This is a genomic window from Peribacillus simplex, assembly GCF_030123325.1.
Taxonomy (GTDB): Bacteria; Bacillota; Bacilli; order Bacillales; family DSM-1321; genus Peribacillus; species Peribacillus simplex_D.
Genome location: NZ_CP126106.1, coordinates 3,922,384 through 3,944,628, shown reverse-complemented (window position 1 = coordinate 3,944,628; position 22,245 = coordinate 3,922,384). Strand labels below are relative to the sequence as shown.

Annotated in this window: 25 protein-coding genes; 20 read left to right on the top strand and 5 right to left on the bottom strand. The window is 42.1% G+C overall.

What is annotated here, in order from left to right:
- The first annotated feature begins 79 nt into the window (after positions 1-79).
- From QNH43_RS18695 to QNH43_RS18665, 6 genes are all read left to right on the top strand, one after another.
- A complete protein-coding gene (locus QNH43_RS18695; protein WP_283915221.1) occupies positions 80-1,003 on the top strand; it encodes a PLP-dependent cysteine synthase family protein in 924 nt (307 codons plus the stop codon).
- Position 1,004: 1 nt separating this feature from the next.
- On the top strand, positions 1,005-2,141 hold the full coding sequence (locus QNH43_RS18690) for a bifunctional cystathionine gamma-lyase/homocysteine desulfhydrase (RefSeq protein WP_214789868.1): 1,137 nt from the start codon (positions 1,005-1,007) through the stop codon (positions 2,139-2,141).
- 113 nt (positions 2,142-2,254) lie between these two features.
- Positions 2,255-2,518: a YrhC family protein gene (locus tag QNH43_RS18685; RefSeq protein WP_283915220.1), complete on the top strand. Its 264-nt coding sequence runs from the start codon at positions 2,255-2,257 to the stop codon at positions 2,516-2,518.
- A 486-nt stretch (positions 2,519-3,004) separates the two neighbouring features.
- A complete protein-coding gene (locus tag QNH43_RS18680) occupies positions 3,005-3,145 on the top strand; it encodes a YrzI family small protein (protein ID WP_076365157.1) in 141 nt (46 codons plus the stop codon).
- Between the two features lie 693 nt (positions 3,146-3,838).
- Complete coding sequence (gene sigK, locus QNH43_RS18670; RefSeq protein ID WP_076365161.1) at positions 3,839-4,561, top strand: RNA polymerase sporulation sigma factor SigK; 723 nt, start codon at positions 3,839-3,841, stop codon at positions 4,559-4,561.
- Between the two features lie 656 nt (positions 4,562-5,217).
- Positions 5,218-7,008, top strand: coding sequence for a M3 family oligoendopeptidase (locus tag QNH43_RS18665; RefSeq protein WP_283915218.1), 1,791 nt, complete (start codon positions 5,218-5,220; stop codon positions 7,006-7,008).
- 67 nt (positions 7,009-7,075) lie between these two features.
- Here the strand turns inward: QNH43_RS18665 and pssA are convergent, their stop codons facing one another.
- A complete protein-coding gene (gene pssA, locus QNH43_RS18660; protein WP_076365167.1) occupies positions 7,076-7,615 on the bottom strand; it encodes a CDP-diacylglycerol--serine O-phosphatidyltransferase in 540 nt (179 codons plus the stop codon).
- 136 nt (positions 7,616-7,751) lie between these two features.
- Here pssA and QNH43_RS18655 point away from each other — a divergent pair, with 136 nt between their 5' ends.
- On the top strand, positions 7,752-8,537 hold the full coding sequence (locus QNH43_RS18655; protein ID WP_283915217.1) for a phosphatidylserine decarboxylase: 786 nt from the start codon (positions 7,752-7,754) through the stop codon (positions 8,535-8,537).
- Between the two features lie 52 nt (positions 8,538-8,589).
- Here QNH43_RS18655 and QNH43_RS18650 read toward each other — a convergent pair whose 3' ends face one another.
- Positions 8,590-8,730, bottom strand: coding sequence for a sporulation histidine kinase inhibitor Sda (locus QNH43_RS18650; RefSeq protein ID WP_034311351.1), 141 nt, complete (start codon positions 8,728-8,730; stop codon positions 8,590-8,592).
- A 465-nt stretch (positions 8,731-9,195) separates the two neighbouring features.
- On the opposite strand from QNH43_RS18650, the gene QNH43_RS18645 reads away from it, so the two are divergent.
- Genes QNH43_RS18645 through QNH43_RS18610 form a run of 8 tightly spaced genes read left to right on the top strand, consistent with a single transcriptional unit; the run spans position 9,196 to position 14,209 of the window.
- Positions 9,196-9,717 (top strand): YqeG family HAD IIIA-type phosphatase, encoded by a 522-nt coding sequence (locus QNH43_RS18645; RefSeq protein WP_076365171.1) that lies wholly within the window; start codon positions 9,196-9,198, stop codon positions 9,715-9,717.
- On the top strand, positions 9,714-10,823 hold the full coding sequence (yqeH, locus tag QNH43_RS18640) for a ribosome biogenesis GTPase YqeH (RefSeq protein ID WP_434060130.1): 1,110 nt from the start codon (positions 9,714-9,716) through the stop codon (positions 10,821-10,823). The genes QNH43_RS18645 and yqeH overlap by 4 nt, the downstream gene beginning before the upstream one ends.
- A 20-nt stretch (positions 10,824-10,843) precedes the next feature.
- Positions 10,844-11,686: a shikimate dehydrogenase gene (aroE, locus tag QNH43_RS18635; RefSeq protein WP_063590586.1), complete on the top strand. Its 843-nt coding sequence runs from the start codon at positions 10,844-10,846 to the stop codon at positions 11,684-11,686.
- Positions 11,680-11,970 carry a ribosome assembly RNA-binding protein YhbY gene (yhbY, locus tag QNH43_RS18630; RefSeq protein WP_076365174.1) on the top strand — a complete coding sequence of 97 codons (291 nt, stop codon included), beginning with the start codon at positions 11,680-11,682 and terminating at the stop codon, positions 11,968-11,970. The genes aroE and yhbY overlap by 7 nt, the downstream gene beginning before the upstream one ends.
- A gap of 11 nt (positions 11,971-11,981) precedes the next feature.
- A complete protein-coding gene (locus QNH43_RS18625; protein ID WP_283915215.1) occupies positions 11,982-12,551 on the top strand; it encodes a nicotinate-nucleotide adenylyltransferase in 570 nt (189 codons plus the stop codon).
- Positions 12,541-13,113, top strand: a complete 573-nt coding sequence (yqeK, locus tag QNH43_RS18620) for a bis(5'-nucleosyl)-tetraphosphatase (symmetrical) YqeK (protein ID WP_283915214.1) — start codon at positions 12,541-12,543, stop codon at positions 13,111-13,113. Before QNH43_RS18625 ends, yqeK begins: the two co-directional genes overlap by 11 nt.
- A complete protein-coding gene (gene rsfS / locus QNH43_RS18615) occupies positions 13,113-13,469 on the top strand; it encodes a ribosome silencing factor (protein ID WP_283915213.1) in 357 nt (118 codons plus the stop codon). The genes yqeK and rsfS overlap by 1 nt, the downstream gene beginning before the upstream one ends.
- Entirely contained in the window at positions 13,466-14,209 is a 744-nt protein-coding gene (locus QNH43_RS18610; RefSeq protein ID WP_076365180.1) for a class I SAM-dependent DNA methyltransferase, read from the top strand. The genes rsfS and QNH43_RS18610 overlap by 4 nt, the downstream gene beginning before the upstream one ends.
- 105 nt (positions 14,210-14,314) lie before the next feature.
- Here the strand turns inward: QNH43_RS18610 and comER are convergent, their stop codons facing one another.
- A complete protein-coding gene (comER, locus tag QNH43_RS18605) occupies positions 14,315-15,145 on the bottom strand; it encodes a late competence protein ComER (RefSeq protein ID WP_283915212.1) in 831 nt (276 codons plus the stop codon).
- A gap of 111 nt (positions 15,146-15,256) precedes the next feature.
- Between comER and QNH43_RS18600 the strand changes: the two genes are divergently transcribed.
- The 3 genes from QNH43_RS18600 to QNH43_RS18590 all read left to right on the top strand — a co-directional run bounded on the left by QNH43_RS18600 (position 15,257) and on the right by QNH43_RS18590 (position 18,856).
- On the top strand, positions 15,257-15,892 hold the full coding sequence (locus QNH43_RS18600; protein WP_283915211.1) for a helix-hairpin-helix domain-containing protein: 636 nt from the start codon (positions 15,257-15,259) through the stop codon (positions 15,890-15,892).
- Between the two features lie 78 nt (positions 15,893-15,970).
- A complete protein-coding gene (locus QNH43_RS18595; protein ID WP_283915210.1) occupies positions 15,971-16,531 on the top strand; it encodes a ComE operon protein 2 in 561 nt (186 codons plus the stop codon).
- An 18-nt stretch (positions 16,532-16,549) separates the two neighbouring features.
- The gene (locus tag QNH43_RS18590; protein WP_283915209.1) at positions 16,550-18,856 is read left to right on the top strand and encodes a DNA internalization-related competence protein ComEC/Rec2; all 2,307 of its coding nucleotides are present in this window, start codon (positions 16,550-16,552) and stop codon (positions 18,854-18,856) included.
- A 76-nt stretch (positions 18,857-18,932) separates the two neighbouring features.
- Here the strand turns inward: QNH43_RS18590 and QNH43_RS18585 are convergent, their stop codons facing one another.
- Entirely contained in the window at positions 18,933-19,067 is a 135-nt protein-coding gene (locus QNH43_RS18585; protein WP_034308559.1) for a YqzM family protein, read from the bottom strand.
- A gap of 342 nt (positions 19,068-19,409) precedes the next feature.
- Here QNH43_RS18585 and holA point away from each other — a divergent pair, with 342 nt between their 5' ends.
- Positions 19,410-20,423 (top strand): DNA polymerase III subunit delta, encoded by a 1,014-nt coding sequence (holA, locus tag QNH43_RS18580; RefSeq protein ID WP_283915208.1) that lies wholly within the window; start codon positions 19,410-19,412, stop codon positions 20,421-20,423.
- Between the two features lie 88 nt (positions 20,424-20,511).
- On the opposite strand, the gene rpsT is transcribed toward holA, so the two are convergent.
- Entirely contained in the window at positions 20,512-20,778 is a 267-nt protein-coding gene (gene rpsT, locus QNH43_RS18575; RefSeq protein WP_034308554.1) for a 30S ribosomal protein S20, read from the bottom strand.
- Positions 20,779-21,052: 274 nt separating this feature from the next.
- Here rpsT and gpr point away from each other — a divergent pair, with 274 nt between their 5' ends.
- Positions 21,053-22,171 (top strand): GPR endopeptidase, encoded by a 1,119-nt coding sequence (gene gpr / locus QNH43_RS18570; protein ID WP_076365194.1) that lies wholly within the window; start codon positions 21,053-21,055, stop codon positions 22,169-22,171.
- Positions 22,172-22,245: the final 74 nt, after the last annotated feature.

Below are 22,245 nucleotides of genomic sequence, written 5' to 3'. Positions count from 1 at the left end.
CGGAAGCCTTTCTGCTGATCATTCTTTATTGCATAATTCTTATTAAGTTGGTAGGATAACTATGAAAGGATGTCCGAATATGAAAGTCTTTCAAAATATTCATGAGTTGATAGGGAAAACGCCGATGATGGAAATCACCCATTTCCCGCTTCCGGATGAGGTCCGTATCTTTGCCAAACTCGAATACTTTAATCCGGGAGGCAGTGTGAAGGATCGGCTTGGTCAAGAATTGTTAGCCCAAGCGTTACAGACTGGGAAGGTGAAAAAGGGCGGGACGATCATCGAACCGACTGCCGGAAATACTGGGATTGGCTTGGCGTTGGCTGCGATAAACAGTGGAGTGGACGTGATATTTTGCGTTCCGGAGAAATTCAGTGCCGAGAAACAGGAATTGATGCGTGCCCTTGGAGCAAATGTGATCCAGACCCCGACAGAGGAAGGAATGACAGGAGCAATCGCAAAGGCTAAGGAACTGCTGGCTGAAATTCCAGGGTCATATTGTCCCCAGCAGTTCGCCAACCCATCCAATCCTGATGCATATTATAAAACGCTGGGACCTGAAATATGGGAACAGATGGAAGGCGATGTGGATGTGTTTGTAGCCGGTGCCGGGACGGGCGGGACATTCATGGGAACATCGCGATATTTAAAAGAAAAGGACGCTGCTGTCAAAACGGTCATAGTCGAACCAGAAGGGTCGATTTTAAACGGCGGCAAGCCAGGACCCCATAAAACAGAGGGGATCGGGATGGAATTTTTACCTGCCTATATGGATGAAACGTATTTTGACCAAATCCATACGGTAAGCGATCGTGACGCTTTCCATATGGTAAAGGAATTGGCGATTAAAGAAGGCCTACTTGTCGGCAGTTCTTCAGGTGCGGCCTTTGCAGCGGCCATGAAAGAAGCAGCAAAGGCTCCCCGGGGGTCGAATATCGTCGTCATATTTCCGGATTCCAGTGAACGATACTTAAGCAAAAAAATTTATCAGGGAGGTATATGAAATGAGAAAAAAAACACAATTGATCCATGGCGGCATTTTTGGTGATGAAAAAACGGGAGCGGTTTCGGTGCCGATTTATCAGGTGAGCACCTATAAACAGGATGGTCCCGGAAATCATCGGGGATATGAATATTCCCGCACGGGCAACCCAACCCGCCATGCCCTCGAAGAATTGATCAAGGATCTCGAAGAAGGAAAAAGAGGCTTCGCCTTCGGATCAGGAATGGCAGCGATGACCGCAGTTATGATGCTGTTCAGTCAAGGTGATCATGTATTGATGACCGATGACGTTTATGGAGGGTCTTTCCGGGTCATCACTAAAGTGCTTAACCGCTTCGGGGTGGAAGCAACGTTCATCAATACGAGTGACATACACTCGATCGAAAAAGAGATAAAGGACAATACGAAGGCATTGTTCATTGAAACACCGACGAACCCATTATTGAAAATCACCGATCTGGAAGAAGTATCGAAAATAGCTAAAGAAAACGGCATCCTCACCATTGTGGATAATACCTTCAGTACACCATACTGGCAAAATCCGCTTTCACTTGGAGCTGATATCGTGCTTCATAGCGCTACGAAGTACCTGGGGGGACACAGCGATGTTGTAGCGGGTCTTGTCGTGGTGAATGACGAGAATCTTGGCAATGACCTTCATTTCATCCAAAACTCTACAGGAGGCGTGCTAGGGCCCCAGGATTCATGGTTGCTTATGCGAGGCATTAAAACGCTGGGAATCAGGATGGAAGAACATGAAAAAAATACATCTGAAATCGTCCGTTTCCTATCCGGGCATAAAGAAGTATCGAAAATCTATTACCCAGGTCTTGAAAACCACCCAAATCATGATATTGCCAAAAAACAATCGCGTGGATTCGGAGGTATGGTTTCATTTGATGTCGGCAGTGCCGAAAAAGCCGAATCCGTTTTGAATAAAGTGAAATTCTTTACACTTGCGGAAAGTCTAGGGGCAGTGGAGAGCTTAATTTCCATTCCGGCCTTGATGACACATGCTTCCATTCCGGCTGAGCGCCGTGCAGAGCTTGGAATAACGGATGGGTTGATTCGTATTTCGGTAGGTCTGGAAGATGTTGAAGACTTATTGGAAGACTTGGAACAAGCGCTGCAAGGATAACCGGAGAGGGACCTCTTCATAGCTGACTGCCATTATTTACACCCTGTCATTTGGAATAAATATGGTAGAATGAGATATCGATATCTTATTAGCTTGAAAGAAGGTGGAATGGCATGAAAAACCGCAAAAAACAAACGGTTGCATTGCTGCGTTCGAAAATGGTCGATTTTAAACAATTTGCAATCACTTTGTTATGTGTGGGTTCGTTCTTCTATTTAGGAACCATCCTTCCCTCTGGCGACAAAGCGATGATTGGCACGTATGTCTATATGGGAGCGACAATAACGTTCCTGGGCATGTCCATAGTCTTTTTCTCATTATCCAAAAAATACAAAAAGATCCTGGCCGAAATGGATGACCAGGACTCTTTACAATAATAGAAGCAAACCTGATTCTTTAATGGAATCAGGTTTTTTTGTTTCTAACGTTGTTGCCCAATAGGGGCAGATTTATCATTCTGCTTGCCTCTTTAGGTAATAATGGCCCTTGAAAATGGGTAAAAAGATCGAAATTTTCAAATAAATAGGCAAAAGCCGTTTACAAATATCGAATTTGTGGATATACTTACCAAGTAATAAAAAATATTCCAAAGGAGGTCGAAGAAAATGACATTGTATCTACATGGAGCCGTCGCAATCAGCCCGTCCGTTTCAAATGACAATCACATAAAATTCGACCTGTGCCAAGCGGAATATTTCTAAAGCAATTTGGCTTTATTAATCATTCAGACATAACGGCCGCAGGGAGAAGTGTTTTATCCTGCGGCCTTTTTATATTTTCTGAAAAATCCCGCAGGAGGAAGTAACTTTCTGCGGCCTTTTTATGCCTTTTTGTTGGGCCGCTCCCTTAAAGGAGGTGATATTATGACACTGAATATGCTTTTTTTCACAATCACGATTAAAATGAAAAAAATGACTGCCGAGGAATGTTTGCAACAGGAGAGAATCCACAAGATTCGAGAAGAACATCTAGATAAAGCGCTGAAACATCGTCCTTTTTTCTAAAAAATATACGAGGTTGGTATTCCGTTCAAAAAAAAATTAAGAAAGGTGGAGGTTAATATGTTGAACTTGTTATATGTAAAAGGAGAGAAGCGTTGTTATTGGCAGGAGAAGGATACCGGCTAACGGATCTGCCGGTGCATCTAAAAGCATCGTCATGGTATACAGCGGAAAAAGGCTATTGGAAACATGATGAAGTGAGGGTATGGCGATTAATGGTTATGACGCTGCTTAACTCGGAACTGCAACGTTGGAAGTGAATATGTAAATGGGAAAACTCGGCACTCGGGCCGAGTTTTTTTCTTTGCCTGTATCAGCAGCACGGACCTGAACCTCCAAAACCCAATCCACATCCCGGCAACCACCAAAACCCGAAAATGAGCAATAAAATCAGGAGGACAATAAACAGGCCATAACCAAAGCCGTAGCCGGACCCTGCATAACAAGGCGCAGGAGCCGGATAACCATAGCTGCATCCGTATGGTCCATAGTTATATACCATCGTAAAAAAACCCCCTTTCCCTAAAAAATTCCCTATCATTATATGAACATTTTCCTTCGTTCGTTTGGGAATACAACCAGGAGGTTTGATCATTTTACACCATTCATTATTTCTTTTTAGTGGGACAGACACGAACAAGCCCACTGTTGCATAGGTATGAAATAGGGAAGCCAAAGAAACGGGGGATGGAACCAATGCCCGGAATACTTACAGTTGTCGGTTATATTATCAAAGAATTTTACTTCTTCGTTTCCTATGTGAAAAACAACGCTTTTCCCCAGCCCTTGTCATCTCAGGATGAAAAGAGATATCTGAAGCTAATGAGCGAGGGAGACGGTGATGCGCGTAACATCCTGATCGAACATAATCTCAGACTTGTTGCCCATATCGTCAAGAAATTCGAGAATACGGGCGAAGATACAGAGGATCTGATTTCGATTGGGACAATTGGTTTGATAAAGGCCATTGAGAGTTATTCGGATGGGAAGGGTACGAAGCTGGCCACATATGCGGCGCGATGCATTGAGAATGAGATCTTGATGCATTTACGGGCGACAAAGAAAACGAAGAAAGATATTTCCCTGCATGATCCGATCGGTCAAGATAAAGAAGGGAATGAAATCAGTTTAATCGATGTACTGAAATCGGAATCGGAAGATGTCATCGATACGATTCAGCTCAATATGGAAATTGAAAAAGTGAAGAAGTATATTGATATTTTGGATGAACGCGAAAAGGAAGTCATTGTAGGCAGGTTCGGACTGGATTTGAAAAAGGAAAAAACCCAGAGGGAAATCGCTAAAGAGCTAGGGATTTCCCGCAGTTATGTATCAAGGATCGAAAAACGTGCCTTAATGAAGATGTTCCACGAATTTTACAGAGCAGAAAAAGAGAAGGAAAAGAAAGCCAAAGGATAGGAATGTGAAAAGGCAAAGAGAGTGCGGGAAAATTTCCCCGCACTCTTTTTTTAATATTTATTTCTGATCATATCTGCAAAAGCGTGATAAATCTCGATTCCCTGAAAAAGGAACATGCGTGAAGCGGTTAAAGATAAGATCCCTATCATAATAAAGCGAAACCACATATGAATCACTCCTCCATTTTTTTTTTATAAAATGTCAGAGCGTAAGGCTACGTAATTCGCCTGGAAAAAAACAGGGCTAAGATATCGTCGGCGAAGATTTGAGTGAAAATAAAGAAAACTCAAAATGGAAAATTCGAAAAAGAGAATGATGATAAGTGTTTGCCAGGTACTAAAGGAAGGCACGAAAGGCTGTTTCTTGTCGGCCTTATCCCAATGGTGAACATCGGTATGTTCCTCAATGGTTAGCTGCTGTGCATGATGATGGAACTGTATGGGCAGTGTCCAAAGGAGCAAGATGATGGCAGACATGTGAATGAAGAATTTCATATGAATCAACCGCCCCTTTCCCAAGAATATATACATCATAACATGCTTTTAATCTGGGATATAGAAAAAAGTTCCGACAAAATACTGAAAATTCCTTTTAATTAGAAAAATATTGAATTTACCTCTATAATGGGATTAGTGATAAAAAGGGGGCAATTTAGTATGGGATATTCTTTGACGTGGGATTTGGATATCTTTTTTAAAGGAGGAAGCTCTTCTAAGGAGTTCCTGATTTTTTTAGATGAAATTAACGGCGAGGTAAAAGAATTAGACCGAATTGTAAGCAATATCAATCCAGAAGGAAATGATGAAAACCGTTTAATCCAGGCATTTGATCTTTTTAAAAATACAAATATGAAATCCACACAGGCAAGTGCATTCATTGGCTGCCTGGAAGCTCAAAATGCACAGGATAAAAAGGCTGGTCAGCTGCGGATCAAACAAATGAAAATAGTCGCTTCACTAAAAATGGTGTTAAGCAAGCTGGATGAAAAGTTGATACAGCTTGATGATGCTTTCTTTAATAAAATCCTCGAAAAAGAACCATTGAATGAATTGGGATTCGTATTGAATGAACGTCGGGAAAAGGCAAAGGAAAAGCTTTCCGTGAAGGAAGAATCATTAATCACCCAATTGGCCATGGATGGTTTCGAAGGTTGGAGCCAAATGTATGATACGATCGTCGGTTCGATGACCATCCCTTATAAGGGTGAAAAGCTTTCTGTTGGCCAAGCAGCGAATAAATTTTCCGATCCCGATGAAAGGACCCGGAAAGAATTATTTACTGCGTGGGAACAGGCTTGGGAGGAAAAAAGTGACCTTTTTGCCCGGACTTTGAACCACTTGGCCGGATTTCGCCTCAGTGTGAATGAAAAACGGGGCTGGGATGATATTTTGAAAGAGCCTCTTGAAATAGGGAGGATGAAAAAAGAAACCCTCGAAAGCATGTGGAATGTAATTGCCGATCATAAGGAGCCGCTTGTGAGGTTTTTAGAAAGGAAAGCAGAGTTACTGGATTTGGATAAATTAAGTTGGGCGGATTTGGACGCACCGCTCGCGGTTACAGCAGAGTCCAAAGTAATGGATTATCAAGAAGGTGCAGACTTCATCATACAGCAATTCTCTAAGTTCGGGTCTCAATTAGCAAACTTCACCCAAAAAGCGTTTGAAGACAGCTGGATTGAAGCGGAGGACAGACCAGGTAAGAGACCAGGCGGTTTTTGTACCGGCTTTCCATTAAATAAGCAGTCAAGAATTTTCATGACGTATTCGGGCACACCATCCAATGTATCGACATTGGCCCATGAATTGGGACATGCATTCCATTCATATGCGATGAGGGATATCCATCCGTTGAATCGGTCATATGCCATGAATGTGGCTGAAACCGCTTCTACTTTTGCTGAGATGGTCGTTGCGGATGCAGCTGTGAAGGAAGCGGCCAGTGAGGAAGAAAAACTGGTGCTTTTAGAAGATAAAATTCAGCGTTCCGTGGCATTATTGATGAATATCCATGCCCGCTACTTATTCGAAACAAGGTTTTATGATGAGAGGAAACAAGGTTATGTCAGTGCCGAACGGTTGAATGAACTGATGGTCGATGCACAAAAAGAAGCGTATGGCGATGCTTTAAGTGATTATAATCCAACGTTTTGGGCTTCAAAGCTCCATTTTTATATTACTGGTGTACCATTTTATAATTTTCCGTACACATTCGGATATTTATTCTCATTAGGCATATACGCGAATGCCCTGAAAGAACCAGCAGGATTCGAAGAAAAATATATCGCTCTATTAAAGGATACCGGTTCCATGATGGTCGAGGATTTGGCGGAGAAGCATTTGGGCGTCGATTTGAAGACCCGGGATTTTTGGGAAGAAGCGGTCAATGCCTGTATGGAGGATGTAGAAGAATTCTTGCGTTTGACCGACCCCCTAGTCCGAAAAGCTTAAGAAGGGTTTCGGATGGAATATGAACGAAAAAAGCGGATGTCCGGTTTAGGACATCCGCCTTTCTTATTTAAACTTTCTTCAGTTTAAATGGACTGACCATAAGTAATGATAATATAATCATGAGGGATAAGAAAAAGACCGGATGGAAATACGGGATGGCTAGATAACTTAAAGTAGCGATGCAGCCCGCAACCGTAATTGGCACTCCTGTAAAGTATCCATTGCTTTCACTTATATTGAAGCGGGCGAGACGAAATGCGCCACAGCCAATATAGAAAACCGTGAAGAGTGTGCCAGGTGCTCCGAATTCTATTAATATTCCTTGGTATAATAATAGAGCTGGTGCGACACCAAAGGATATGATGTCACACATCGAATCAAGTTGCTTACCCAATTCCGATTCAATGTTGAATTTCCGTGCAACCATACCGTCAAAGCGATCTGCAAGGGCAGCCAGGAAAATTAATAGCAGGCTTAAATTCAATTGGCCGTGCATTACGGCAATTATCGCAAATCCACCAAGGGATAAATTGATTAAAGTAAGTATATTTGCTGTTTGTGTTTTCACTTTTTTAATGGTTTGATCTAGGGCGTGTAATAAAAACATCTTTTCCCTCCTTTCAAATGAAACAAATTAAAACAATATATAGGAAACATAAGTATTTATTATATAATAATATTTTACTTAACACAATTTATGCAAGAGAATTTTAGAATAATTTTACAATTTGGAGTGGTTTTATTTGTTTCAGTCTTTGTATCGCATTCTTATTGAACTGACGAATGGTCAGTATTCATCAGGTTTATTAAAGCATTTTAGCCAATCTCGCTGGAGCAGGCCTTTAATTTTACTTTATGTAAAAACATTCAATCTTAATCAACAGGAATTTGGTAAGGAGGTAAAAGCTTATACTAACCTGCACGAGCTATTTACCAGGCAGTTAAAGGCGGATGCCAGGCCGATTACGGCAGTTCCTTCTGCGGTAGCTTGTCCCGTGGACGGTGTTCTTGAGGATTCAGGGGAGATACGTGCTGATAAAAATATCGTCGTTAAGGGAAAGGTATATTCAATGGAGGAAATGCTGGGGGATGAGCTTTTTTTGGAAAAGTACTTAGGGGGCAAATATCTCGTGCTGTACTTAAGCCCGAGTCATTACCATAGGATCCATGCACCAATCAAGGGTTCAGTGGTCAAACGTTGGACCCTTGGAAGGAAATCGTACCCCGTCAATAAATGGGGGATGAAATATGGAAAAGAGCCTTTATCAAAAAATTACCGGACAATAACCGAACTTCAAAATGAAGCGGGAAGTCTGGCAATGGTGAAAGTCGGTGCCATGTTCATAAATTCGATCGTCATTACTGATGAATCGGATGAATTGGAAAAAGGACAGGAATTTTCTTATTTCAGCTTCGGTTCCACAGTGGTGCTTCTTTTTGAAAAAGGAAGTTTTGAACTTGAAGGAAACATATCGATTCCCGCTGATGTCCGTGTTGGTGAAACAATCGGATTCATGAGAGCCGTCTAACTTCAAATGAAAATAAGAGGCTGACATTTGATGTCAGCCTATGTATTTCATATTAGAATATTGATCGGATTTTATGTGTCAGGGATCTTCGATGAATTTCCGTTTCTATGAGGCGGATGAAATCGGTACTCAACTTTAAATTCTGTGCTTTAAAATAGGATTCAAGCAACAGGTCATCAGATAGTTTTTGCATCAGAACGCCATTTGCGGCTGCTCACCTCCAGTAGGGATTACGAGGAATAATTTGGTGCTTACTTGCATATATTGATAAGTCTTCCTTGATGTACCCCTACTGTATCAGAAATAAACGTGGAGAACAATCGTTCTGTTATCCACAGCTAAAAGTGGATAACTTGTGGTTAAGTTGTTTACAAGGTGAGCGAAATGGTGCATGTCAGTATGGAAAATGTTAGTAAAGTTATCCACAGATTGAATAAATGAAATTTTTGTCGAAATCTTTTATGAATAATTAGTTCTTTGGTTATGGTCTGCCTGCAAATTTCCCATTATTTAATAAAAAATGCCTTTCCATATCAGAGAACATACATTATGATGTTTCTTTACCGTCAGCCCTTCTTTCCTAATTTTTTTTGAAAGTGTGCTGAAAATTCGATATGATGGAGACGGTAAATTTTAACGAAAATATAGAGGTGTCAATATGCTTAAATTATTTTTGCCGAGTGAACATGTTAAAAGCATTTTTAATATAGATCCTCAAGAATTGAAAAAAAGAGGGATAAAGGGAGTCATTACCGATTTGGATAATACCCTCGTTGAATGGGACAGGCCAACTGCCACCCCCGATTTAATCAAATGGTTCGACAATATGCGGGATCATGGGATTTTAGTGACGATTGTGTCCAATAATAATGAAAATCGGGTTCGGGCTTTTTCCGATCCGCTTCACATTCCGTTTATCTTCCAGGCCAGAAAACCGATGGCAAGAGCTTTCCATAAAGCCCGAAAGGCAATGGGATTGAAACTGGAAGAAACGGTGGTAATCGGCGATCAGTTATTGACGGATGTATTGGGAGGGAACAGAGGCGGGTTTCATACGATCTTAGTGCTCCCAGTAGCGCAAACCGACGAATTCAGAACGAGGATCAATCGTTATTTTGAAAGAAAGATCATGGCGTTTTTTAAACGAAAAGGAATGATAGAATGGGAGGATCACAATTGAATAATCATCAAGAATTAGTGTGCATCGGCTGCGGTGTGAAGGTCCAGACTGAAGATCCGAAGGAATTGGGCTTTGCCCCTAAATCAGCTCTGGAAAAGGAGACCATCGTTTGTCAGCGCTGCTTTAAATTGAAACATTATAACGAAGTTCAGGATGTTTCCTTAACAGACGATGACTTCTTGAAAATCTTGAATAAAGTGGGCGAAACCGACTCTTTAATCGTCAAGATCGTCGATATATTTGATTTCAATGGAAGCTGGCTGCCTGGCCTGCATCGATTTGTAGGAAGAAATGATGTTCTTCTGATTGGAAATAAGGTTGATTTATTGCCTAAATCCGTAAAAACGAACAAGTTGATCAATTGGATGAAGCAATCGTCCAAGGAATTGGGTCTTAACCCGGTTGATGTCCTGCTTGTCAGTGCGGAAAAGGGAAAGCACATACTTGAAGCGGCTGATGCGATCGAGCGGTATCGCAAAGGTAAAGATGTCTATGTGGTGGGCTGTACGAATGTAGGGAAATCGACTTTCATCAACCGGCTTATAAAAGAAGTGAGCGGAGAAAGTGATATCATCACGACTTCCCATTTCCCTGGGACTACCTTGGATATGATCGAAATTCCTTTGGATGATGAAAAGGCATTGATCGATACACCTGGAATCATTAATCATCATCAAATGGCTCATTATGTGGACAAGCGGGACTTCAAGGTGATCATGCCGAAAAAGGAAATCAAGCCGAGAGTGTACCAACTGAATGAAGCGCAGACGCTATTTTTCGGAGGGTTGGCCCGGTTGGACTATGTCTCAGGCGGAAGGCGTTCATTGACTTGCTACCTTTCGAATGAATTGAATATTCACCGTACGAAACTTGAAAATGCCGATGAATTGTATAAAAACCATGCCGGGGAATTACTGACGCCCCCGCGGCCTGAACAAATCGAGGAGTTTCCGAAGCTGATTCCACATGAATTCTCCTTGAAAGATGGTAAAATGGATATTGTGTTTTCTGGTCTTGGCTGGGTGACGGTCAATGAGCCGGGAGCTAAAATCGTTGCACATGTTCCAAAGGGCGTCAATGTGATCGTTCGCAAATCATTAATCTAAATATAGGGGTCGTCTAGTCTATGAAAAAGATTTATGGGGTAATGGGAGATCCAATTGCACATTCGATGTCACCGGACATCCATAATGATGCATTTGAAAAAGAAAATATAGAAGCGGTTTATCATCATTTCCATGTGACGAAAGAAGGTTTGAACGATGCCGTGAAAGGCATGAAAGCCCTTGGTATAGAAGGGTTTAACATCACGATTCCTCATAAGACTTCAATCATCCCTTTCCTTGATGAAGTGGATGAACTGGCCCTTGCAATCGGGGCTGTAAATACGGTTGTTAACAAAAATGGTCGGTTTATAGGGTATAATACAGACGGAAAAGGATTTTTCAAATCCTTATGCGATGAAATATCAGGTGACATCAAGGCTAAAAAAACGTTAGTGATCGGAGCGGGCGGTGCTGCGCGTGCGATTTATTTTACCCTCGTAAAAGAAGGGGTAAAGCAAGTTGATATTGCAAACCGGACAAAGGAAAGGGCGGCCCAGCTTGTTTCTGATTGCCCATATGATAAAGTATCGAAGGCACTCTCGATTATCGAAGCGGAAGAAAGCTTATCACAATATGATTTAATCATCCAAACGACTTCTTCAGGAATGAGCCCGGAATTGGATCATTCACCGTTGAAGGTCGACCAGCTTAAAACCGGTGCAATTGTCAGTGATATCATCTATAACCCTCTGCAAACCAAACTGCTGCGTGAAGCGGGGGAAAAAGGGGCGGAAACGCAAAATGGTTTGGGGATGTTCATCAACCAGGCCGCGCTCGCATTTGAGATATGGACAGGCATTATGCCGGATACAGCAAGAATGACAGATATTGTCTTGAACAAACTAGGAGGTAACACATGTTAACTGGAAAACAGAAAAGATTTTTACGATCAAAGGCCCATCACCTCAATCCAATATTTCAAGTTGGTAAAGGCGGCGTCAATGATAATCTCATCAAGCAAATTGGTGAGGCGCTTGAAGTACGTGAATTAATCAAGGTCAGCATCCTGCAAAACTGTGAAGAGGACCGCGATGATGTGGGACTTTCTTTATCAAAAGGTGCACGGGCGGAATTGGTTCAGATTATCGGCAACACCATTGTGCTGTATAAAGAATCAAAAGAAAACAAACAACTTAAACTACCTTAAGGAACCTATCTATGAAAAAAATTGGAATTCTTGGCGGTACATTCAATCCTCCGCATATCGGGCATTTAATTATAGCGAATGAAGTGCTGGATGCCCTTAATCTAGATGAAATCAGGTTCATGCCAAATCACGTTCCTCCACATAAGGAAAAATCGGAGGAAGTAACCGATATGGACAGGCTGGCCATGTTGGAAAACGCGATAGCCGGAAACCCATCTTTTTATATTGAGGGTATTGAAATAGAAAGAAAAGGCACATCTTATACGTATGACACAATAAAATTGCTGAAAGAACTTGAGCCAACCAATGAGTTCTATTTCATAATTGGCGCAGATATGATTGAGTACTTACCAAATTGGCACCGTATCGACGAGCTGGTGCATATGGTCAATTTCGTCGGGGTGAAGCGCCCTGGATATAACGAAAAGACCTTATACCCAATCACGATGGTGAAAGTCCCCCAGATGTTCATTTCGTCTTCCATGATACGAAGGAAGTTAAGAACGGGGAAAACCGTGAAATATTTAATAGCAGATCCAGTGGTGAAGTATATTAAAGGGAATGGTTTATATGAATCGTGAGAAAGCATTGGCGCTGGTCAAAGAACAAATCACCGAGCGCAGGTACATTCATACCTTGGGTGTGGCCGAGTCTGCGATTGAACTTGCTGAACGGTATGGTGCCGACGTCAAAAAAGCCGAACTGGCAGCCATTTTCCATGATTATGCAAAATTTCGTCCAAAAGAGGAAATGGAGCAAATAATAATCGCTGAAAAAATGGACCCGGCGTTACTTGAATACAATATGGAGCTGTGGCACGCTCCTGTCGGGGCTTATCTGGTGAAAAAGGAAGCTGGCATCCAGGACGCTGAAATCTTGGATGCGATTGCCTATCACACGTCTGGCAGGGTTGGCATGAGCCTTATGGATAAAGTCGTATACCTTGCTGACTATATTGAGCCGGGACGTTCTTTTCCCGGTGTCGACGAAGTCAGGCAGACGGCAAAGCAAAATTTGGATCATGCTGTCATTCAGGCCTTAAGGAATACAGTTGTTTTTTTAATGAAAAGAAATCAGGCAATTTACCCTGACACATTTAAGACATATAATGATTTGATCATGAATTTGAAGGAGAAGATGTAATGACTGAACGTGAACTTCTAGTAATTGCAGCAAAAGCGGCGGATGATAAAAGAGCGGAGGATATCGTGGCATTGAATATGCAAGGTATTTCCCTTGTAGCGGATTACTTTTTGATCTGCCATGGTAATTCTGAAAAACAAGTACAAGCAATAGCCCGTGAAATGAAGAGCAAAGCTGATGAATCCGGAATCACTGTAAAACGTCTTGAAGGTTTTGACGAGGCGAAATGGGTGCTTGTCGATCTTGGCGATGTAGTGGCCCACATTTTCCATAAAGATGAAAGAAACTACTATAACCTCGAACGTTTATGGGGAGATGCACCTTTTGAAGATCTAGAGAGTGAACTGACTTCATGACGTACGAACGCTTTGCCTATGTATACGATGAATTGATGAAGGACGCGCCTTATGAAAAATGGCTGATGATCCTTACGGCGAAGCTGGAACAGTATGGAATTGGCGGAAGGAAAGTCTTGGATTTAGCGTGTGGAACCGGGGAGATGACCGTTGAATTGGCGCAACACGGATTCGAAGTCACCGGTGTGGATTTATCTGATGAAATGCTTCTTGTTGCCAATGAAAAAGCGGTTAAGCTTGGATTATCGATTCCGCTTTTCCAGCAGAATATGGCAGAACTCGAAGGACTTGGCCAATTTGATTGTGTCACGATTTTTTGTGATTCGCTGAACTACCTTCGCGATGAGGAAGATATAGTCAAGACGTTCAGCCGGGTTCATGAGCATTTGAAGGATGGCGGATTATTTTTGTTTGATGTCCATTCCATTTATAAAATGGAAGAGATCTTCCGTGATAATACGTTTGCTGTCAATGGTGAAGAAGTGTCCTATATATGGGACTGCTTCCCGGGTGAAGAGCCTTACAGTGTGGAACATGATTTAAGTTTTTTCGTAAGGGACGATGAAAGCGGCCTTTATGACCGATTTGATGAGTTGCATTACCAACGGACCTATCCGGTTGAACAATATAAAAAGTGGCTGGAGCAAGCAGGTTTTACGGTTTCTGAAATTCTGGCGGATCTTGAAGACGCACCGCTTGTAGCGGAAACCGAAAGAATCTTATTTGCAGCCAGTAAATGATAAAGAGGTCAAGAACCCCTGTCCGTACATCATTCTGTACGAGCGGAGGTCTGACCTCTTCTTTTTTATACTTTTAGAAGGAGTTAAAGATCTTGATTACGAATATTAATAAGGATGGCCGAACTGCTTTTCAACTTCATGAAGATCCTCTGCAAACTTTTCATGTGTCGCTTGAAAAAGATGATGGAACATTTCCCCGGTTTCAGCTTCTAAAACCTTGATCCCCTCACCTGTTATTCCACCCTTTACACAAACCTTTTCCTGTAAAGTCGGCAATGTATAAACCCCTTTACCGAGCAGTTCCCCTAAGCCAACCAGCATATTCTCAGTCAAAGTCGTAGCCGTTTCTTTATCTATCTTCGTCGTTTGGCAAGCCGCGTCAATAAACGCTTGTGCTAAATAGCTGAAGAAAGCAGGACCGCAGCTGACGATATCGGAAGCTACCCGGGTGATATCGTTTTCTATGATGACCGGTGCCGATATGGCGGAGGCCAAATCAAATAAAGCTGACACTTTCTCCTTACTGCAGCTCTTGCTGAAACTTAGTAACGATACCCCTGAACCCACACGGTTCGTTATGCTCGGGATAAAACGCGCACAAGGGGCATTCACGGCGGATTCAAGCTGGGAGACTGAAAGCGGGCTTGTGATGGAAATAACCAGCTGATCCCTTTTTATATGATGTTTGATGCCCTGTAATAGGCTGTTAATTTGCAATGGTTTTACACAGAGAAAGATAAAGTCCGCTTGTTGGACGATTTCGGCTGCACTTTCCGCAACCTTGATGCCAGGGTGTTTTTCTTTCAGCGCCAATGCTTTGGAAAGCGTGCGATTTGTAATGATTAAATCTGCCGGATTCAATATTTTTGCCTCCAGCCATGCCTCGATTAAAATGGTACCCATATTTCCGGTTCCGATAACACCGATTTTCTTCAATTCCGATCAACTCCTCTCACTTAAAGCGATTCGATTCTCCTAAAAACACTATGTATTTTTAATCTGTCCTATGACAATGTATCGTGCGAAATCCAACAAGGAGGTAAAGAAATGGAAGGGATTTTTAAAAAGAAATGGATGATGATAACCGTTGCCGTGGCATTGGTGGCAGCGGGCATTTACTTTTTTTTGCAACAAGGGGGGGAGCCGGCTGATACGGAAGATATATTTTCCATTCCTGCAAAAGAAGCTGGAGTTAAAGAAAATGAAGATGAAACGCCTGCCGAACCTGAGATCATTAAAGTGGACGTTAAAGGAGCGGTCAAGTCCCCTGGCATATTCACTGCACAGGCAGGTGACCGGGTGATCGATTTGATTTCGGCTGCGGGCAGTTTTACGGACAACGCTGATAAGGATAAAGTGAATTTTGCCCAAATCGTCGAAGACCAAATGGTCATTTATGTACCGGAAATAGGTGAAGAAGACGAAGGGAAATTGGAGAATATACAAGTCGGGTCGTCTGGTGATGCCGTCTCTGGGAGGACATCAGGAGGACTGGTGAACTTGAATGCAGCTACACAGGAAGATTTGGAAACCTTGACGGGAATTGGACCATCCAAAGCGAATGCAATCCTCGAATACAGGGAAACGGTAGGGAAATTCAAGGAGGTTGATGACTTGAAGAAAGTAACGGGAATCGGAGAAAAAACGTTTGAAAGGTTACGGGATTCCATTTCGGTGAAATGAATGATTGAATATGCTACACAAATGGCCAGGAAGAGGGTAAAATTGAAGAAAATCAATCTAGTGGTAAGGGGATAAAACATGAACAGGATTAGTTGGGATCAATATTTCATGGCGCAAAGCCATTTATTAGCTTTAAGAAGCACATGTACACGCCTCACTGTAGGGGCGACCATCGTCAGGGATAACCGAATCATTGCTGGGGGATATAATGGGTCCATTGCGGGAGGGACGCATTGTATTGATGACGGCTGTTATGTAATTGATAATCATTGTGTCAGAACGATACATGCAGAAATGAATGCTCTTTTACAATGTGCGAAATTTGGGGTACCTACTGATAGGGCAGAAATATATGTGACGCATTTTCCGTGTCTTCAGTGTTGTAAATCACTCATTCAAGCTGGCATAAAGGCTGTTTATTATGCAGAGGATTACAAAAATCATCCATATGCCCTGGAATTATTCAAACAGGCTGGTGTTAAGACCGAGAAGGTTGAAGCAAAAGGGGCCATCGATGTTAATGGAAAACAAAAAAAGGACTTTGTATTCTCATTGCTGGCTCAACTTGAACGAACAGACCTGAAAAAAGAAGATTTATTGGAGTTGGAAAAGCAGGCCAATCAGATATTTGAAAATTAAATAGGACGGGGGGCAGGCATGGCTAGACATCTTATTTTACTAGCGGTTTCGGCTACATTTGGTGTTACGGCCCATTCTTTTTTTAATGTGAGGCTGCTGATCATAATCCTTATTTTTCTCTGTTTCCTTTATTTTTCTGTGGGGTTAAGCGTGAAGGCCCTTAGTTTTCATTTGGTGATCATGGGGATATTTTTAGGGGCCGCCTCCTTCTCCGATCACCGAAACAAAACTGCCTATCATGGAACGGAAAGTCGCTTTATCATCACATTTACCGACCAACCGAACATAGATGGAAATTCATTAAAAGGATTCGTGCGCGGTGAGAAAGGTGAACGGCTCGTGCTTCGTTATAAAATCACGACCGAATTGGAACAGGAAATGCTGAGTCGGTTTCTGCGAATCGGTTTATCATGTCCGGCAGAAGGGACATTGCATATTCCCGACGAAAACAGGAATGAAAACAGTTTCGATTACCAGCGTTATCTTTTCCGCCAAGGCATCCAATGGATATTCAAAGCGAATTCCATTTCATTTGAAGAATGCAAAAAGGCTGGAAACTCGATTCCAGTTTCGATTCGTAATTTGCGCCTGAAGGGAATTACGTATATTAGGGAACACTTTCCGGAAGAATCGAGTGGTTTTGTCACAGCTCTCATATTCGGCGACCAGTCATATATAGATGAAGGTCACCTTACTAATTATCAGCGGTTGGGTCTAGTTCATTTACTGGCGATTTCCGGTCTCCATGTCAGTTTTTTAACGGGGATGTTATTTTACTTCGGCATCAGGGTTGGGATTACACGGGAAAGAATGATGGTGGCCATCTTGATCTTCCTTCCGGTTTACATGTTACTTTCAGGTGCCAGTCCATCTGTGGTGAGATCCTGTTTAATGGCTATGCTTTTCTTTCTAATCCTGCTATTCAAGAAGCGGATCTCGGCGGGTGCCGCAATCGGATCGACCTATATGGCATTATTGTTTTTTCGGCCTAATATGATCTATGATATAGGTTTTCAGCTTTCATTCGCCGTCACTTTCTCCATTATCATGTCTTCAAGCATTTTCCTGCAATATCCTAAGAAAACAACGCAGCTATTCATCATCAGTTCCATCTGCCAATTGGCAGCCCTTCCGATTTTGCTTTTTCACTTTTTTGAAGTATCCTTTCTTGGTGTGTTTCTAAACGTATTGTATGTTCCGCTTTATTCCATCATATTGCTGCCACTTTCACTGATTTCCCTCCTTATTCATTTATTGCTGCCTCCCTTGGGGCAACCCCTCATATCGTTATTGAATTTCACATTCGTACTCTGCAATAAAGCCGCGGATGCAGCATCGGATTTGCCGCTGGCTTCCATCCCTTTCGGAAAACCACCCTTCATCATGATGGCATTACTCGTTATTTCCCTTTTAGGGCTATACCTGACTTGGGATGTATCTTTTGAAAAAAGTAAAATCTGGTGCGGAATAATGATTGTCCTTTTGCTTTTTCAATATAATTTACAAAAGTTCTCTCCTTTTGGTGAAGTACAGATCATCGACGTTGGACAAGGTGACTCCATTTTAATTATCCTGCCGTTCAATCGCGGCAATTATTTGATCGATACGGGTGGGCAAATTACATTTCCAATCGAAACGTGGGCACAAAAGCGAAAGAAGTTCAACACCGCGGATGATATCATTATTCCATTATTGAAAAGTAAAGGGATCCACCAATTGGACAAACTCATTTTAACCCATCCGGATGCAGATCATATGGGGAGTGCAAAAGAATTGATTGAAAATTTCAAAGTTGGGGAGATCATCATTGGAGGCTGGAGTGAAGAACAATATAGGGATATGGATTTTGTGTCCATGGCAAGAGATAAAAAAATGAAAATGAATGTCCTGAGAAGGGGGGACCATTGGGTGGCGGGCGGAGCGCCGTTTGCTGTGCTAAGTCCATATGAGGAAAAAGAAAATAAGAATGATTCATCCATAGTCCTATTCACGGAGCTTGGGGGATTGTCATGGTTATTAACCGGTGATATGGGAGAAGAAGGGGAAAAGGAACTATTGAGCACCTTTCCGCAGTTGCAGGCGGATATCTTGAAGGTTGGACACCATGGCAGTAAAACTACTTCTTCCGCGGCCTTCCTTGAACAGATACAGCCGAAAGCGGCGCTTATTTCAGTTGGAAAAGATAATCGCTACGGCCACCCTCATGGAGACGTAATTGGGAATCTTGAGAAAAATGGCATAAAGGTGTTCAGGACGGATGAGGATGGTTCTATTATTTACAAGTATTACAAAAGCAGTGGAACCTTTCGGAAGACACTCCCATAGTATGTAGAAAATCAAAAAGAAAGAGACTGCAGCGGCAGCCTCCATCAGGAAAAATAAGTGCATGTAGTTAAAGAAATCAGGATCCGACAGCTTTAATGACGACCGCTATGGTGAACATGGCAGCGAAAAATACAAAAGAACCGATGAATCCTATAGCGGAATCAGCGACGTCATCTGTTTTTGACTGAACATTCTTTTCGAATTCGTTCATTATTTACCCCTCCTATTTCTGCTAATAGTATAAAACATTACCAAAAAAAAATCTACAGGCTTCATTCCTTCATTTCCTTTACTGACAAGAGTTGACACAAATAGTTTGGGATTTTGAGGTCAAAATAAAAGTACAAACAAAGTAAGCGAAAGAGAAAAGCTCATTTTTTGTTCTACATGAATACTCTACCCGCTTTCAAGGGAGTTTACCCGGGCCTTTCTTGAAAGTGTTCATATAGATCCGGAACTAGCCCTTTTTAGGGCTAGTTCCCTTTATAGCTTGTCAAATGGTCCATCCACCTATACCATTAGAGAAGAATACATAGTAAAGAGGCGGATTCTATTGGTATTAGACGTTTGGAAAAGTATAAAAAAAGGGCAATTCGCGCCAGTATACTTGTTATATGGGACAGAAGCCTATTTAATTAATGAAACGAAGCAGCTATTGATCGAGAATGTCCTTCACGAAGATGAGATGGATTTTAACTTTGCTCAATTCGATTTAGAAGAGACGCCTGTTGAAACTGCGCTTGAGGATGTCGAAACCCTCCCGTTCATCGGGGAAAGGCGCCTTGTTTTCATGCAAAACCCATTTTTTTTGACAGCTGAAAAAACAAAGTCAAGAGTTGAACATAATGTGAAAAGACTGGAAGCGTATCTGGCCGACCCGGTCCCTTATTCTATTGTCGTATTGACCGCACCTTATGAGAAACTGGATGAACGAAAAAAAATCACCAAGGAACTGAAGCGTAAGGCAGTTCTCGTTGAAGCGAAGAAGCTTGGTGATCATGAATTAAAGGGGTGGGTGAAGGAGAGGGTCGAAGCTTCTTCAGTCCAAATAGATGAGCAGGCAACAGAGCTTTTACTTGAACTTGCAGGAACGAATCTGATGATGCTGACGAATGAACTGGATAAAATGGTGCTTTATGCTGAAGCTGATAAACACATTACGGTCGAGATAGTGGAAAAGCTGGTCGCTAAATCCCTTGAACAGAATATCTTCACGCTTGTTGATCATGTGTTACAGCGAAAGATGGAGAGTGCCATGACGATACTGCACGATCTTCTCAGGCAGAATGAAGAGCCCATCAAGATCTTGAGTGTCATTGCAGGTCAGGTCAGGCTCATGTATCAAGTGAAGGAGCTTTCCCGTCAGGGCTATAGCCAGCAAAAGATTGCGGGTCAACTGAAGGTGCACCCTTACCGGGTAAAGCTGGCACTTGAAAAGACGGGGAAATTCCAGGAACGCGAACTGTTGAGCATCATGGACGACTTGGCGGAAGCGGATTATAAAATGAAGACCGGCCAAGCAGATAAGGCAATCACGCTTGAGCTGCTGCTTCTAAAAATTAGATGATAAAAAAGGTGGCAGATATCCTGTCACCTTTTTTATGCATAAAACGGCACAAAAAAAACGATCCGGTTGGATCGTTTATTTTTTGTCATTATGCGTTAAGAGCGTTAAGTCTTTTCGCTAAACGAGATTTTTTACGGGCTGCCGCATTTTTATGGATTAATCCTTTAGATGCAGCTTTGTCTAATTTCACAGCAGCTGTTAAAAGAGCTTCTTTAGCAGCTTCAACGTTTTCACCAGCTAATGCAACCTCAGCGTTTTTCACTGTAGTACGCATAGTTGATCTAACAGTAATGTTATGAACGCGTTTTTTGTCGTTAATTTTTACACGTTTAATAGCAGATTTAATGTTTGGCATTCCGTTCACCTCCTACAAAGAAATCGAGATTATATGAACTCGACTTTTCAAATCCATATCAAATAGCACAAGTGATATTCTATCAGACTGCTCATAAATATGCAATACTTCAGATTGAGAATCGAAAAGGAATTATAATTTCGGGAATAAATTCATCTCGTCATCACTCATTGTACCAAAAAAATGAATAATAAAAAAGCAAAAATGACAGAATGTTTAAGAGAGACTATTGAAAATACTAGATTAGATACAATTCAAACATCAGGAGGCCGTTATGGAGAATAATTTGGACCTTAGTGAATACGGAATTCGTACAGATTTGGCGATAGAAGCAAAGGAAATTGCGCTTGAACATAAAGGTGTTGTAGAGGAAGTTGATGTATCCCGTATCGAAGGGGTCATTATTAAGGAAAAAGAAGTGGATGATCTGAAGGTATCCTTGGTGGAGGTCACGGCTGAGGGTGAAAAAGAAATCGGAAAGAAACAGGGCAGTTACTTGACCATCGAAGTGCAGGGCATCCGCCAGCAAGATACGGAAACGCAGCAACGGGTGGAAAAGGTGTTCGCCAACGAACTGGCTTACTTCTTGAAACGGAATAAAATCACCAAAGAAAGCAGTTGTTTGGTTGTGGGTCTTGGTAATTGGAATGTTACTCCCGATGCTCTTGGACCAGCAGTCGTTGAAAACCTTGTAGTCACAAGGCATTTGTTCGAATTGCAGCCGGAGTCCGTCAAGGAAGGCTATCGGCCGGTCAGTGCGATTTCCCCCGGGGTGATGGGGATTACGGGAATCGAGACGAGTGACATCATTAAAGGAGTCATCGAAAAAAGTAATCCTGATTTCCTGATCGTCGTTGACGCATTGGCTGCACGTTCGATCGAACGGGTGAATTCCACGATTCAAATTACGGATACAGGTATCCATCCAGGGTCTGGTGTTGGAAATAAACGAAAAGAATTGAGCCAGGATACACTGGGAGTTCCTGTTATAGCCATTGGAATACCTACTGTCGTGGATGCCGTATCCATTGCCAGCGATACGATAGATTATATTTTGAAGCACTTTGGCAAGGAACTGAATGAAGGGGACAGGCCATCACGATCGTTGGCACCCGCTGGATTCAGTTTTGGGAAACGCACGAAATTGACAGAAGAGGATATGCCAGGTGAAAAGGAACGCCAAACCTTCTTGGGAATGATAGGTGTCCTCCCTGATGAAGAGAAACGGAAATTGATTTATGAGGTGCTGTCACCGCTTGGTCAAAATTTAATGGTTACACCGAAAGAAGTCGATGTTTTCATTGAGGATATGGCCAATTTGATAGCCAATGGTTTAAATGCAGCCTTGCATCATTCAATAAATCAGGATAATACCGGCTACTACACCCGTTAAATCACTTTCAGTGCCCAAAAATGGTGTTCTACCCTTTCTAGCAAAGTCATAGGTATTAATAGACAAGCTATAGA

Excerpts from the sequence above, each read along its gene's own strand:
- QNH43_RS18695 (WP_283915221.1), top strand. The coding sequence starts at position 80 with ATGAAAGTCTTTCAAAATATTCATGAGTTGATAGGGAAAACGCCGATG.
- QNH43_RS18690 (WP_214789868.1), top strand. The coding sequence starts at position 1,005 with ATGAGAAAAAAAACACAATTGATCCATGGCGGCATTTTTGGTGATGAA.
- yhbY (WP_076365174.1), top strand. The coding sequence starts at position 11,680 with ATGTTAACTGGAAAACAGAAAAGATTTTTACGATCAAAGGCCCATCAC.
- QNH43_RS18685 (WP_283915220.1), top strand. The coding sequence starts at position 2,255 with ATGAAAAACCGCAAAAAACAAACGGTTGCATTGCTGCGTTCGAAAATG.
- yqeK (WP_283915214.1), top strand. The coding sequence starts at position 12,541 with ATGAATCGTGAGAAAGCATTGGCGCTGGTCAAAGAACAAATCACCGAG.
- QNH43_RS18595 (WP_283915210.1), top strand. The coding sequence starts at position 15,971 with ATGAACAGGATTAGTTGGGATCAATATTTCATGGCGCAAAGCCATTTA.
- QNH43_RS18645 (WP_076365171.1), top strand. The coding sequence starts at position 9,196 with ATGCTTAAATTATTTTTGCCGAGTGAACATGTTAAAAGCATTTTTAAT.
- QNH43_RS18625 (WP_283915215.1), top strand. The coding sequence starts at position 11,982 with ATGAAAAAAATTGGAATTCTTGGCGGTACATTCAATCCTCCGCATATC.
- rpsT (WP_034308554.1), bottom strand. The coding sequence starts at position 20,778 with ATGCCAAACATTAAATCTGCTATTAAACGTGTAAAAATTAACGACAAA.
- sigK (WP_076365161.1), top strand. The coding sequence starts at position 3,839 with ATGCCCGGAATACTTACAGTTGTCGGTTATATTATCAAAGAATTTTAC.
- rsfS (WP_283915213.1), top strand. The coding sequence starts at position 13,113 with ATGACTGAACGTGAACTTCTAGTAATTGCAGCAAAAGCGGCGGATGAT.
- QNH43_RS18610 (WP_076365180.1), top strand. The coding sequence starts at position 13,466 with ATGACGTACGAACGCTTTGCCTATGTATACGATGAATTGATGAAGGAC.
- gpr (WP_076365194.1), top strand. The coding sequence starts at position 21,053 with ATGGAGAATAATTTGGACCTTAGTGAATACGGAATTCGTACAGATTTG.
- QNH43_RS18585 (WP_034308559.1), bottom strand. The coding sequence starts at position 19,067 with ATGAACGAATTCGAAAAGAATGTTCAGTCAAAAACAGATGACGTCGCT.
- QNH43_RS18650 (WP_034311351.1), bottom strand. The coding sequence starts at position 8,730 with ATGCAAAAACTATCTGATGACCTGTTGCTTGAATCCTATTTTAAAGCA.
- QNH43_RS18665 (WP_283915218.1), top strand. The coding sequence starts at position 5,218 with ATGGGATATTCTTTGACGTGGGATTTGGATATCTTTTTTAAAGGAGGA.
- QNH43_RS18600 (WP_283915211.1), top strand. The coding sequence starts at position 15,257 with ATGGAAGGGATTTTTAAAAAGAAATGGATGATGATAACCGTTGCCGTG.
- pssA (WP_076365167.1), bottom strand. The coding sequence starts at position 7,615 with ATGTTTTTATTACACGCCCTAGATCAAACCATTAAAAAAGTGAAAACA.
- QNH43_RS18680 (WP_076365157.1), top strand. The coding sequence starts at position 3,005 with ATGACACTGAATATGCTTTTTTTCACAATCACGATTAAAATGAAAAAA.
- aroE (WP_063590586.1), top strand. The coding sequence starts at position 10,844 with ATGAAAAAGATTTATGGGGTAATGGGAGATCCAATTGCACATTCGATG.
- QNH43_RS18590 (WP_283915209.1), top strand. The coding sequence starts at position 16,550 with ATGGCTAGACATCTTATTTTACTAGCGGTTTCGGCTACATTTGGTGTT.